The 12,345-nt window shown below is 74.9% G+C and carries 15 protein-coding genes; 9 read left to right on the forward strand and 6 right to left on the reverse strand.

Features of this window, described 5'->3' with window-relative positions; genetic code table 11:
* Positions 1–35 precede the first annotated feature (35 nt).
* Positions 36–233 (forward strand): hypothetical protein, encoded by a 198-nt coding sequence (locus tag ACW14Y_RS42425; protein WP_456989007.1) that lies wholly within the window; start codon positions 36–38, stop codon positions 231–233.
* A gap of 148 nt (positions 234–381) precedes the next feature.
* Here ACW14Y_RS42425 and ACW14Y_RS42430 read toward each other — a convergent pair whose 3' ends face one another.
* The gene (locus ACW14Y_RS42430) at positions 382–990 is read right to left on the reverse strand and encodes an RDD family protein (RefSeq protein WP_456989009.1); all 609 of its coding nucleotides are present in this window, start codon (positions 988–990) and stop codon (positions 382–384) included.
* A gap of 49 nt (positions 991–1,039) precedes the next feature.
* A complete protein-coding gene (locus tag ACW14Y_RS42435) occupies positions 1,040–1,273 on the reverse strand; it encodes a hypothetical protein (RefSeq protein WP_456989011.1) in 234 nt (77 codons plus the stop codon).
* Positions 1,274–1,674: 401 nt separating this feature from the next.
* Between ACW14Y_RS42435 and ACW14Y_RS42440 the strand changes: the two genes are divergently transcribed.
* Together ACW14Y_RS42440 and ACW14Y_RS42445 are read left to right on the forward strand one after the other, a co-directional pair.
* Positions 1,675–2,055, forward strand: a complete 381-nt coding sequence (locus tag ACW14Y_RS42440) for a hypothetical protein (RefSeq protein ID WP_456989013.1) — start codon at positions 1,675–1,677, stop codon at positions 2,053–2,055.
* Between the two features lie 166 nt (positions 2,056–2,221).
* Entirely contained in the window at positions 2,222–2,635 is a 414-nt protein-coding gene (locus ACW14Y_RS42445; RefSeq protein ID WP_456989015.1) for a hypothetical protein, read from the forward strand.
* 16 nt (positions 2,636–2,651) lie between these two features.
* Here ACW14Y_RS42445 and ACW14Y_RS42450 read toward each other — a convergent pair whose 3' ends face one another.
* The 3 genes from ACW14Y_RS42450 to ACW14Y_RS42460 form a co-directional block, all read right to left on the reverse strand.
* Positions 2,652–3,128 carry a hypothetical protein gene (locus ACW14Y_RS42450; protein ID WP_456989017.1) on the reverse strand — a complete coding sequence of 159 codons (477 nt, stop codon included), beginning with the start codon at positions 3,126–3,128 and terminating at the stop codon, positions 2,652–2,654.
* A gap of 156 nt (positions 3,129–3,284) precedes the next feature.
* Positions 3,285–3,488, reverse strand: coding sequence for a hypothetical protein (locus tag ACW14Y_RS42455; RefSeq protein ID WP_456989019.1), 204 nt, complete (start codon positions 3,486–3,488; stop codon positions 3,285–3,287).
* A gap of 589 nt (positions 3,489–4,077) precedes the next feature.
* On the reverse strand, positions 4,078–4,212 hold the full coding sequence (locus tag ACW14Y_RS42460; RefSeq protein ID WP_456989021.1) for a hypothetical protein: 135 nt from the start codon (positions 4,210–4,212) through the stop codon (positions 4,078–4,080).
* A 306-nt stretch (positions 4,213–4,518) separates the two neighbouring features.
* Between ACW14Y_RS42460 and ACW14Y_RS42465 the strand changes: the two genes are divergently transcribed.
* The 4 genes from ACW14Y_RS42465 to ACW14Y_RS42480 all read left to right on the forward strand — a co-directional run bounded on the left by ACW14Y_RS42465 (position 4,519) and on the right by ACW14Y_RS42480 (position 8,157).
* Positions 4,519–4,746 carry a hypothetical protein gene (locus tag ACW14Y_RS42465; RefSeq protein ID WP_456989023.1) on the forward strand — a complete coding sequence of 76 codons (228 nt, stop codon included), beginning with the start codon at positions 4,519–4,521 and terminating at the stop codon, positions 4,744–4,746.
* A 195-nt stretch (positions 4,747–4,941) separates the two neighbouring features.
* Positions 4,942–6,171 (forward strand): hypothetical protein, encoded by a 1,230-nt coding sequence (locus ACW14Y_RS42470; RefSeq protein ID WP_456989025.1) that lies wholly within the window; start codon positions 4,942–4,944, stop codon positions 6,169–6,171.
* Between the two features lie 135 nt (positions 6,172–6,306).
* On the forward strand, positions 6,307–7,416 hold the full coding sequence (locus tag ACW14Y_RS42475) for a hypothetical protein (RefSeq protein WP_456989027.1): 1,110 nt from the start codon (positions 6,307–6,309) through the stop codon (positions 7,414–7,416).
* Between the two features lie 84 nt (positions 7,417–7,500).
* Entirely contained in the window at positions 7,501–8,157 is a 657-nt protein-coding gene (locus tag ACW14Y_RS42480) for a hypothetical protein (protein WP_456989029.1), read from the forward strand.
* A 271-nt stretch (positions 8,158–8,428) separates the two neighbouring features.
* Here ACW14Y_RS42480 and ACW14Y_RS42485 read toward each other — a convergent pair whose 3' ends face one another.
* Entirely contained in the window at positions 8,429–8,920 is a 492-nt protein-coding gene (locus ACW14Y_RS42485; RefSeq protein ID WP_456989031.1) for a hypothetical protein, read from the reverse strand.
* A 547-nt stretch (positions 8,921–9,467) separates the two neighbouring features.
* Between ACW14Y_RS42485 and ACW14Y_RS42490 the strand changes: the two genes are divergently transcribed.
* Positions 9,468–11,162 (forward strand): hypothetical protein, encoded by a 1,695-nt coding sequence (locus ACW14Y_RS42490; protein WP_456989033.1) that lies wholly within the window; start codon positions 9,468–9,470, stop codon positions 11,160–11,162.
* Positions 11,163–11,261: 99 nt separating this feature from the next.
* Complete coding sequence (locus ACW14Y_RS42495; RefSeq protein WP_456989035.1) at positions 11,262–11,720, forward strand: hypothetical protein; 459 nt, start codon at positions 11,262–11,264, stop codon at positions 11,718–11,720.
* Positions 11,721–12,345 lie beyond the last annotated feature (625 nt).

Here is a 12,345-nt window from a genome sequence, read left to right on the forward strand (position 1 = left end):
CCCTTTTCGCATGCCCCGCACCGAAGGAGACCGCGATGCCGACGCTGCACTGCGCCCCCGCCGCCGCCCGCACCCTGCACTGCCTGGAACGGGGACGGCGGGCCGATGCGGTGAGGCTGCGCCGGGTGCGCCGCGCGCTGGACCGCCTCGCCGCCGACCCGCGCCACCCCGGCCTGCGCACCCACCGCTACCGCGCCCTGCCCGGCCACGGCCGCCGCGTCGTCGACTCCTGAATCGACACCGGCGCCGGCGCCTGGCGGATCTACTGGACCTGGGGCCCGGATCCGGCCGGCCGCGGAACCGGCGACGGCCGGGACGACGCGGTGCTCACCGTGCTGCTGATCGGCCCCCACTGGTAGCACCGGACGGGGCCGCCGTCGGCTACTGCTGGCGGGGCAGCGCGATCCGGTCGATCAGCTCCTGCCGGACCACCACGCTGCGGCTGACGGTGTCCGCCCAGGTCTGGCGCCGCACGTGCGTGACCGGGCGCACGAAGCCGACGAAGGCGGGCAGCGCGTCCAGCGCGTGCAGAAGGCCGCGCCAGATCGCCCGGGCCGGACCGATCGGCGCTCCGGTGTCCTCGTCGACCAGCACGATCCCCACCAGCCGCCCGCCCAGACCCTGCCCGGTGCGCCCGCGCTCGGCCCACTGCAGCACCAGCCACCCGCCCCCGACCACCCAGTAACCGCCGGCCAGCGACCCCCGGATGTCGGTGTCCGCGAGCAGCGCCAGCAGCTGCAGCGCCGCGAACGCCGGCGCCAGCGCCGACAGCGCGGCCAGGTACGCCGTCATCAGCCCGCCCGCGATCCCCACCTCGATCCCCGCCGCCGTCGCCCGCTGCGCCCAGGAGGCCAGGCCGGGGATGCCGGCCCTCCTCGCGGGCGTGGCCAGGGCCGGGACCGGGGAGGGGGCGGTCGCGACGGTCGGGACGGTGGGGTGCCACCAGGGCGCGGCCGGAGGCGGAGCGGGGTGCGGCGTGCGGTCGTCCATGACCGGTCAACGGCCCGGGGCGGGAGCGGGTACGGGCCGGACCCGGGGATCAGGCCGCCGGGGCCTGCGCGGACGCCGGGCGGGCGGCCTGCTTGAGCTCCATGACGGCCTTGTGCCGGTTCCCGACGGTGGCCCAGTACGGGTGGGCGTACAGCCGCGCGCCGGCCTCGGCGAACACGAGCCGCTTCTCCTCGGCCGGGTCGGCGGCCCAGGCGGCCTCGGCGGCGTACCAGCGGCGCTGCAGGTCGAGCAGGTCGGCGGGGAAGTCGGTGATGTCGGACACCGGCCCATCGTAGGTCGCGCGCGCCGTGCGGACGGCGGTCCGGCATCCCGGGAACGGACAAGGCGTCGAGCGGTCCGGTCCGCGAGGACGCCCTGCCGCCTGGCATGTTCGCGGCCGGAAAAACGCAGGTCAAACCCCTGGCCAGCGTCCGGCCGGCGGGTCTACTGTTCCCGGCACGGCGGCCCCACAACAGCACCACCGGGCCGCCGGCCAGCACAGCTGCGCCACGTCCTCCCCGGCGCTGCTGGCCCCAGGGCCGGGCCCCGGCGGACCAACCCCCCTTACGTCCCCGGGCCCGGCCCCATCACGCCCCTCGGGAGCGAGCACCCGCCCGAGGGATCGGCGCGCGGGCGGCGGCCCGCGTCCGGGGAAAGGCGGCGCGGCCCGTAAGCTCCTCTCCCGTGCCCGACGACAATGCTGTTCCCGCCGACCTGGTCGATCTCCAGCTGGCGGCCCGGGCCGCGCAGCGTGCGGCCGCCGAGTTCTCCGCCGCGATCGCTGAAGAGGCACGCGAGCGGTTCCCTGCCCCCGAGCAATGGCTCGAGCGGCTGTGTTGGCCGGCCGATCCGCCCGCGGGCGGCCTGCAGGACGGGCCCGCCACCTCCCTCTGGCCGCAGGAGCTGGTCGAAAAGCTGACGCGGCTGCGGGAGGAAGCCGTCGCCGCGCTGCGGCTGGCGGGCGCGCACCCGGCCTTCGACGAAGCCCGCACCGCTGGCAACTACCCGAAGTTCCTGACCGCCCTGCACAAGCGCATCACCGAGGCCGAGGCCGAAGCGGCCTGACCAGGCGCGCGCCCCGCCCCGCCCCCGCCCGCTGTGCCCGGTCCGCTGGGACGGTCATAGGACAGTCCCATCCTGTTTCCGCAGGTGGCGGCGGTCTGCGGCCGGACCTGGGACCGGGGTGGGACAGGCGCAGACTGGAAGAAGAGCGGGCCAGGAGGCGATTGGGGTGCGGGCGGCGCAGGTGCGGGTCGGGGAGACCTACCTGGTGCGCGTCCCGGCCCGGCTCCCGTACGACCGGTACCCGCCGGACACCACCGACCCGGACAGCGTCCTGCTGCACTGGCGGCGCTGGATCCGCGCCGGCGCCGAGTTCGAGCTGACCGTCACCGACCTCCCGGAGCCGGACGGCGAGCACATGGTCGCCGGGGTCCTGGTCGCCCCGCACTCCCGGGTCCGGGTCGAGCTGACCGACGACCAGGCCGTGGAGCTCGGCCTGCCGCCCGGCGTCGGCTACGTGGTGACCGGTGCCCTGAGCGACCTGACCGGCACCGCGGTCGAGCTCCTGACCACCACCCCGATGACCGTCCCCGCCCGCTGGCTCCACCCGCCGCGCCCGGACGGCGAAGCGGAGCGGCCGTAGCCGGAGCGGGGCCGTGTCACCTGTCGCCGGAGCCGGCGGTCCGGCCGGCCTCGGCGGCGGCCTCCATCGTCGCGACGAGGACGGGCAGCTCGCGGCCGAGGTCGCCGAGCACTGTGCGGGGCATCGCCGCGGCCAGCGCGCAGAGGGCGACCAGCGCGATCCGCTCGCCCGTCGACAGCTCCGGCAGCCCGTCGGCGAGCACACCGCCGGTGACGACGCCGGCGCCCAGGCCGTACGCCAGCTCCTCGTCCAGCTGACCCTCGCCGCCCGGTACGACCTCCCGTCCGCAGGCCTGCTCGACGGCGTCGGCCGCCCGCCCCAGCACCGTGCGGTGCGCCTCCTCGGTCTGCCGCTCGGCGAGGCCGCGCACCCACCCCGCCGCCCGCCGGCCCGCCTCGCCCGCCTCGGCGAGCAGCCCGTTCACCACGTGCCGCTGCTCCTGGTCCTCGTCCCCGAGGACCACCTCGTCCGCCCGGGCGGTCATGTTCGTCATGACCGGTGAACTCACCAGCACCGCCACGGTCACGGCGGGTCGGCGAGTTTCCGCTCGGCATCCGGTGAGTTTCGCCCCGCCGAACTCCCCACCCCAGGTCACAGCGGCGGCCCGCCCCCCAGCCGAGGGAGCGGGCCGTCGCACGGGCCGGGCGCGCTACGCCTGGAACTCCGTGCTCTGCACCCCGTAGAAGGTGGCCTTCGCCGGTCGCACCGTCGAACGCTCCACCGCGTCGGCCAGGCCGGCGAACCCCGGACTGCGCCGCACCACCCCGAGGAACTTGCCCAGGGCCTCCTTGTCCTCCCACAGCTCCTGCGCCGTGCTGATGATCAGCGACTTGATGTGATCCGACTCGCTCACCGCTTCTCCCCTCCGGGTCGTTGGCCAGGCGAGCTCTACCCGTCCGTGATCGACTCCGAACACCACGTCACCGTCGAATTCGCTGCCGCGCGCCATCGCGTCCGTCGGCCACCGGGCGAGCCGGGCCCGGCTACGATGCCGCCGGGGCGCCCGCCGGACCTGGGACGCACAACCACGGGCCATCGCCGGCGGGCACCCTCCGAGGCGGGCGAGAATCTGTAAGCCACCCTGCTGACCTGCGCTCATGTCGCCGATCGCACGGCGCGGTCGCAGCGCGGGCAGACGTGGCGGGCGAGGTCGGGCGGGTACCAGCCCGACCCGGGGCCGCCGGGTGCCACGGCTCGACGGCCATGCCTGCGGTGTCGAGCCCGCAGGCGGTCACCGCCGCCGGGTCGCCGGGCACGTCCGGGTCGGAGCCGGCCGCGTGCACGACCAGGAGCACAGGGTCCTCCGGCTGCTCGACCATCACGACGACCGCCACCACCCCACCATCGGGCCCGGCCCCTTGAGGCCGCACCCGGAGAACACCCGTCAGGACCACCCACGTCGCCCGGGGAAGTGTGTCGGTCGGCTGTCGGACCGGGCGTCTTCACGTCATCCACTGCACCACCACGTCGGCGCCCTGCAGTACGTCGCTGGCGAATGCGACCAGGACTACGGCCGTCAGGCCGCCGGTCGGCGTTTGCCGGAGAGCCCGAATCATTTTCATGAGAATGTCCTTCACAGTGCCTCCTTGGGCTTCGGTTCGGTCCGGTCCGGTTGCCGGACGCGGGAGTGGGCTGTCGTTGCGCTGCGACCGCCACCGGCCACTGCCCGATGTCTATCGGCGGCCGGTGAACCGCACACCCACAGGCCCTACCTGGGACCAGGGGTCCGTAAGCCCCTTGGTCAAGAAATATGGCCTTGAGCTGCGGGAATGCTGAATTCGTGGAACTCGTCCCCGGTGTAGATGTTGGTGAGGTTGTCCGGCTGCCACCGGCCGCCCGGCCGGCCCGGTCGGGAGCCCGACTCGGGTGACAGACTGTCAGCCATGAGTGATCAATCCGGTACGCGTCGGCGTCCGTTGTCCCAGCCGTTCTCGCACCCGCACGGCGCGCTCGACGAGCCGCTCGCCGAGCGGCTCCTGCCCGCCGAACGCCTCGGCTCGCCGTTCTCCACCACCACCCCGGCACCGGACTCGCGGGACGGGGCCGACGGTGGGCGCCGTCGGCTGGGCCATGGCGGCCTGGCCTACACCGCCGACCCGGCCGGGGACTGACCCGCCCGCCGGCCGGCGCCGTGTCTGCCCGCAGCCCCTTCGCGCCGTACGGCGGCCGCCGACCGCGTCCTCGCGGCGGAGGAGGGCCTCGCCGTGCGACCCGGGCCGCGACGCGGCGGGCGCCTCGAGGCCCTGCCGTCCGACCGTTCCGCCCCGGGGTGAATCGGCGCAGGTCGTCGGGCTAGCATCCCGATCATGAGTTTCTCCCCGGGGGGTAATGCGGCGAGTGTCGCGTCGGAGCCGATGCTGTTCGGCGGGCCGACGTGCGCGGTGTGCGGGACGGAGCTGGCGTGGGCCGGCCGGGGCCGCCGGCCGAAGTACTGCTCGAAGGCGTGCTCGTCGAAAGCCGACCGCGCCCGGGAGAGGGAGAAGCAGGCCACGGCTCTCGCTGCGGCCGCCGAAACGCCCCGGGGTGAAACGGCGCTGCCCGAGGGGCTGGCCGACGACCCGGCGGTCGCCGAGCTTCTCGCTCTCGGCGAGGAGCTCGGCCGGCACGACCGACTGCTCCTGCTTCAGCTGGACTGCGCCGCCCGCGACAGCGACGCAGCCCTTGCCCGCCAAGCAGTGGGCGACGTCCTCCGCGCCGCCGACCTGCTGATGCGGCGCCACCGGGAGCTGGCCGAGCGCCTCCTCGCCGAGCACCCGACCCAGGCCCCGGCCCCGGGACAACCCGTTCCGGTGCCCGCCGAATCGCCCCGGGGTGAAACCCGCACCACGTCCGGGAGTGCCCCGGCGACGGCCGGGACGGCGTCGGCCGCAGCGCCCGCGCCTCGCCCCGCGTCCGCCGTCCCGGTCTCGGAGGCCGCAGGCGCCGACGGATCGCCCCGGGGCGAAACACCCCCAGGACACGGAGCCGCCCGCACCGCCGGAACGGCCCTGCCGCGCTCCGTTGCGCCCCGGGGAGAAACAGCCGCCACCGCCGGCGCCACCGAATCCGCGTCCGCTGCGCCCCGGGGCGAAACGGCGACCCCGGCACAGGGCCCGGTGCCGCGCGAGCAGGCCGGCCCGGCGGCGGAGGCCGGGGGGCTCCGGGGTCTGGTCGGCCGGCGCCTGGCCGAGCAGACCGTCCCCGCCCCCGCGTCGGCCGGGCCGGCGGGCCGGGAGGAGCGGACGGTGCCGGTGCCGCGCGACCCGCTGCTGCGCGGCCTGCCCCGCAGTATGGACGTCCGCATCCCGCTCGACCCCGCCGCCTTCGGCCACCACTGGACGCTCGCCGGCTGGACGGTCCAGCCCGACGTCCTGCTCGTCCTCGGCGAGGGCCACCAGGTCGGCTGGGTCGAGCGGGGCCTCGACGGCACCGACGCCTGGGTCGCGGTCTGCGAGGGCTACTTCATCGGCGACCCGGTCACCCTGGAAGCACGCTTGCACGCCACCCCGGAGCACGCCGCCCGCACCGTCCACCAGGTCTACCTCCAGAACCTCTGACGGGCCCCGGCCCGACCCACCGGCACAGACCACACCCATCCACCCGCACCACCCGCCGACCAGGTTTCGCCCCACGCCCAACAGCGGGGCGAAACCCAGGACGGGCCGTCAGCCCCGACGGCTACGATCCCGGGCATGGACAGCGCCCCGCCGACCGCCGCCACCGACCAGTCGGCCACCACCGGCGAGGAACCGGCCCGGCGCTGCGCCCGGCCTGGTTGCCCCCACCCCGTCCCCGCGGCGCACACCGGGCGGCCACGCACCTACTGCTCGCGCTCGTGCCGCAGCAAGGTCGACCGCGCCAGGGCCAAGGCCCGCGAAGCAGCAGCAGTCGCAGCAGCGAGCGCCGCTGCACCGAATTCGGGTGCAGCACCGGGCGGTGCGGCAGCCGACCCGGCCGCTGCACCGGTGGCCGCGGCCGGGGCCGAGGACGTCCTGGCCCGCTGGGGGGAGGACGGTCGGCACCTCCTCGGCACCGCGGAGGCGCTGCACCGCCGGCTGACCCGCTTCCTGGAGGAGACCGCCGCCGGTGATCCGGTCGCGGCGTTCGCGGAGCTGGCGAAGGTGCTGCCCGTCTACGGCACCCGCGCCTACATGGCCGCGCAGGACATCCGGGACAAGGCCCGCTGGCCGCACCTGGACGAGCACGAGCGCCTCGTCGCCCGCTCGCGCGAGCGGATCGACCACTGGGACCACGACGACGACGGCCCGGACAACGACGACGGTGTCGCGCCGGAGGGGACAAACGCCTCGCGAGGCGAAACCCCGGCCACCCCCGCCCCGACCGAGCAGCCGCCCCCTCCCGCCCCCGAGCCGGAGCCGGAGCCGGCCACCGGGCCGGTGTCGGCCTGGCGCTCGGTGGCCGAGGCGGCCGAGCAGGCCCGGCGGGCGGCCTGCACCGACCCCGAGATCCGCTTCGACTTCCCCGACCTCCTCGACGACCTCGAGCCCACCTTCGGCCCCGGCTGGGAACTCGGCTCCTGGCTCACCCCCGCCGCCCACGGCGTCCTCCAGCTGCGCCACGACAGCACGCCGGTCGGTTGGGCCGCGCCCCTGCCCGACGGGCCGTGGGGACAGGCCGGCTGGATCGCCCTCCTCCACCGGCCCGGTGGCGCCCGGCTCCTCGTCGACAACCTCTCCCGCCCCAAGACCCACCCCACCGCGGACCTCGCGCTCGACGCCGTCCTGCGCACCCACCGGACCCGGCCGCCCTTGGTCATGGCTCGTGACGCCGGTTCGTCATGACGTCGAACAGCACCTGCTGATCATCCGGGCGGGCGTTTACCGGAACGGGCCCCGTCGGCGGGTGCGGAGCGGCATAGTGCGGGGGTGACCGCGACTCCCTCCCGCCTGGACCCGCCTGCCCGCCGACGCCGCCACGCACGGCTGATCGCCGCCCTGACCACCGCCGTCGGCGCCTGCGCCGAAGCGGCGGGCAAGGTGTACGGGCCGATCGCCGCCGCGCCGCCCGGGCAGGAGGCGGTGGTGGTGGACCCGCTGCCGGTCGTCTACCTCAGCCACACCGCGGCTCCGCTGCTGGAGGCGGCCCGGGCCGAGGACGAGGCCCGCTGGCCGGACGCCGTCGCGCGCGAGCACGAGCAAGGCCTCCGCACGTTCGCCGCCCGGGTGGCGGTCGCGCGGGCCCAGGAGCTCGTGGAGGAACCCGGGCCAGCCGGGCCGGTGCCGCTGCCGACCGCGGAGCAGGGCGCGGCCATCGACCTGGCGGGCGCCGGCGACGAGATCGCCGGGCTGTGGCGCGAAGACCCGGCCCAGGCCCTCGCCCGGGCGGGCGAGTTGGCGGCCGGCGGGGAATTCACGGCGGCCGAGGTCCTGGACACGGCGGTCGACACGGCCATCGGCGCAGGGCTGCTGGCGCTGGTCGACGCCCGCACCGCCACTGACCCGAGCCTGATGGCCGAGCAGTGCCTGCAAGCCGTCCCGCACCTGGTGCTCGCGGTGGCCCTGGCGTCCGCCGACCCGGACTGAACGCGACCCGCACTGCCCCGTGCCGCCCGTACCTCGTGCCGGCCGGGGCCGCGCCACCGCGCCGCTCGGCCCCGGCCGGGACCTGATCGGCCGGAGCCAGGGTCCCGGCCTCTTCCAGGTCCGTAAGGACGGCCGGGCTCGGCCGGATCGACGGCGCCGGCCGCGTGGACGGCGGGGCCGTCCTGGTCGACGGCGCCTTCCTCGTGGACAGCGACAAGCCCGAGCACCCGCTCGCCTGCGCCGCAGCCGGCCTCCGCCCGCTGACCGGACCTCACCAGGACGCAGGGCCACCATGGTGGTACCGGGCAACAGCCTCCAGCAGGGCCTGCCGCGCGTTCCGCAGCCGTTCCTGCTCGGCGGCCAGGGCGTCGGCCGCCCACACCGGCAACGGCCGCCCGAGCGCGGCTTTCTCCAGTGCCCCCTCCAACGCGGCATCGGCCTGCTTCCAGTCCTCCAACTGCCGGACCAGACTCCGTACGAAGACGTCGACGGCCCCGGCCGGGTCCCGCCTGTCCTGGCGGGCCTCCTGGGCCACCTCGCCCAGCACGTCCTCGTCCAGGTCCTCGAACGCCGACTCCCACCGCGCCGCCACCAGCCACTGATGGCCGTCCAGCACGCTCCGCAGCCCGTCGTCGACCGACTCCTGCGACCAAGGAAGCGGGGACCGCGGCGCCCGGCCCACGACGGCGAAGGCCCGGCCGCCGACGCCCGGCCCCAACCCGGCGCTACCGCGCCGCGGGCGGGGAGTGGAAGTGCTGCTCACCCCCGCTCCAACGCCGCCGCCACTCGATTCGTCACCCCGCGCCGCCGACCCAGCGGGGCCAGGCCGGCCGATCCGACGTGCCGAAGGCAGGCCCGGGGTAGTGTCCGATCAGAGCCTGAGCCGCCGTCACGGCGCGCTGGCGAGGCGAAATAGCCCGCTGGAGTTCCCCGGGTATCTCCCCGGGGCCGTCCCCGGGTGATGCCCCGGGGGGAAGCATTCGCCGACCTTTCGACATTTCCCCAGCTCATCCCCAGGATTCGGGCCGCCCAGGGTTGCCGACAACCCTCTCCCTTCCCTTCTTTGAGCTGTTGGTGGTTGGTGGTGCAGTTGGGTAGGTCGGGATCGGGTTCACCGCCGGGTCCAGTGCTGCCCACCCGCTCCATCGCCGCTGGGGCCCTCCCCCCTCCCGGCCGGGGAGGCTGGGCGCCTCCCGGTGGTCGGCGTGCGGCGGGTGGGCGGCGGCGAGCGGCGGGCGGGGCGGCCCCGGTGTCGGTGGTGTGCGGTACAGCAGAGAAGATCACCACCACGAACCACCAGGGGGCAGGACATGGACCACGACCAGGACGACGGCCACGGCGGCCAGGGCGAGCGGCACGACGGCGAACAGCCGGCCCGGCCCGGCCGGGTGCACTTCCGCCGCTCCGCCCTCAACCCCAACGGCAGCACGGCCCCGCTGCGCGCCGACGTCCTCGCCGCGCTGGGCGTGCTGAAGATCGCCACCTACAAGCAACTGCACGCCCTGATCGCCGCCGACGAGTACCGCGCCCACCACCGCGTCGAGCACGTGGCCGAAGCGGTCCGGGACCTGACCAAGCACAAGCTGGTCGACGTCCGCGGCACCACCTCGCCGCCGGGCCGCCGCCCCGCCCCCAAGACCGCCCCAGCCGCCGGAGGAGACGGGGGAGCCGGGGGAGGCGAGGGGGCCGCGAAGCCGAAGCCGGGCGGGCCCGGAGCGGAGAAGATCGTCGGCCTCACCCCGCTCGGCCTGGCCGCCGCCGCCGAAGCCCTCGGCGACGACCGCGACATGGGCGGCCACGCCCGCGGCGCCGGCCTCACCGGCGCACCCCACGCCATGCTCGTCAACGAGCTCGTCATCACCGCCGTCACCGGCACCACCACCCACGGCGCCCCGCCCCGCACCGACAAACGCCAGGCACCCCCACGCCGCGCCCTGCCCACCGGTCCGCTGCCCGGCGGCATCGAGGCCTGGGCCACCGAGACACCCCACACCATCACCGGCAAGGTCAACGTCATCCCCGACGCCGTCGTCCGCCTGCCCGAGCTCGGCATCCCGGTGGCCTTCCTGGAACTCGACCGGGGCACCATGACCGACATCCGCAAGGTCGCCGGCAAGCTCGACAACTACAAGCGCTACTTCGACCGCACCGTCCACGACGGCGGCCAGGAGCGCCTGGAGGTCGAGGTCCGCTACAACGCCCCCGAACCCGCCTACGGCTACCGGCCCCGCCGCGCCGTCCGCCCGCCGGTCCTGTTCGTCCTGGACCAGGGCACCAGGGGCAGCCGCCCCCGCTACAGCCCCGAAGCCCTGGAACAGCGTCTCGAGGAGCTGCGCAACGCCACCCGGGAGCACTGGCAGGGCCACACGCACGAGCAGGAGGGCGTCACCTACGCCACCTTCGACGGCAGGATCCCCGTGCTCGGCACCACCGTCGAGCGGCTGCGCGAGCACGGCTGGCAAGGGCCGATCTGGTGGCGCTTCGGCCGGCCCGGCCGACACTCCCTCACCGACGCCCTCAACGACGAACCCGACTGGGACCTCATCGCCCAGCGCCGCCAGGAACGCGAGGACCAGGAACACGCCGAGCAGGAGCAGGCCGCCAAGGCCAAGCAGGACGCCCGGGACGCAAAGCAGCGCGCCAGGCTGCTCGCCGCCCGCGCCCACAACGACCAGATGCACCCCTGCCACACCTGCCACGGCCCCCTCGGCGGCGCCCACGACTCCGAAGACGAGCTGGACGAGAACGCCCACCCCGACCGCCTGGAATGCCCCTCCTGCGACCGCCAGCGCCGCACCGACAAGCGCCGGCCCATCGTCCTGGACCTGCCCACCACCCGCGCCCTGCGCCGCGCCGAGAGGCACGGACCGCCCAGCGACGACCCCTGGTGGAACGTCCGCCTCCTCCACTCGAAGCGCTGGTCGAAGGACGACCGAAGCAACGGAGGAATTCCCCACAGCATGACCCAGATCCCCCACGGCCGCTCAATGCCAGATCGGTACTGAGAACACCGCTACAACATGCTACGCATTCCATAAACGAGAAGAGCGCCGAAAAGCCGAGCGAAACGGATTTCCACAGGCCATCGAGCACACACTCAAACCATGACCACGAAAAAGACCCAACAGGAAACCTGCCCACTCCACAATAAATACACGGCACGCAACCCCGGAGCCTGCCCCCTCACCCAACACAGCACAATCCAAGACCACATCCTCGCCCTACTCAAACACCACACCGACCAACCCCTCGACCTCCGCCGCTGGCCACCCCACCGACCCACCCGCCGCGCCATCCGCACCCTCGCCCACCACACCGGCCTCCACCCCCGAACCCTGCGCCGCCACGCCAGAGGCACCCGCTGGGCCGCCGACCCCCACACCCGCGCCCTGGTCGACCTGTGGACCAGGGAGACGTTCTGCGTCGACCGGATCATCACCCGCGAGGCCCGAGACGCCCGCTTCGACGCCCTGGCCGCCCGCCGCCGCGCCGCGGCCACCCTCCAGGGCCAGCTCGAAGCCGAAGCCCGGCGAGCAGCCCTCCGCCGCTACCTGGACGGCTGACCCGCCCGCCGGCCGCAGCCCTCCGCCCCCTGCAACGCGGGTGCAACGCGGAGTGCAACGCGAGGTGCAACACGGCGCCTGCGTTGCACCCCTGACCTGCGTAAACACCCGTCGGACAGGCCAGAGAGCCCGCGTTGCACCCCCGCGTTGCACCCCGCCCCCGCACCCAGCGGCCGGCCCCGCCGTTTGGCTACGCGTCCAGCTACGCGGTCAGCCGCCCGTTCGGGTAGGCGATCAGCTGCGCGTACAGCCTCCACCAAGCCCGGCCCCGCTAAGCCATCAGCGCTGGTCAGAGAGTCGCCCGGCGATTCTCACCAGCCCGACATACCTTCCTGCGCCCTGTTCTGGTGATGAGTGGTGTCGTGGGTGGGGGTTGGCGCTGGTCGATCGGGTGGGTCGCTGCGCTGTGCCTCTTCTCCGCGTCCGGCTGATGCCGGCCGCGCGGTTCGGAGGTGGGGCGGGGCGGCCGGGGGGGAAGCTCCGCCCCGCCCGAGCACGGTCCGCCCGAGGCCTGCGGCAGGAATCCCCGACAGGCGAATTCTGAAACACTCGCCGCTAGCGCCCGAGAAACTGAAGGCCAGGAATTAGGCCGGAGGGCTGATAGAATCAGAGCGCAGAGTTTCCG

The organism is Kitasatospora sp. cg17-2 (assembly GCF_054031055.1).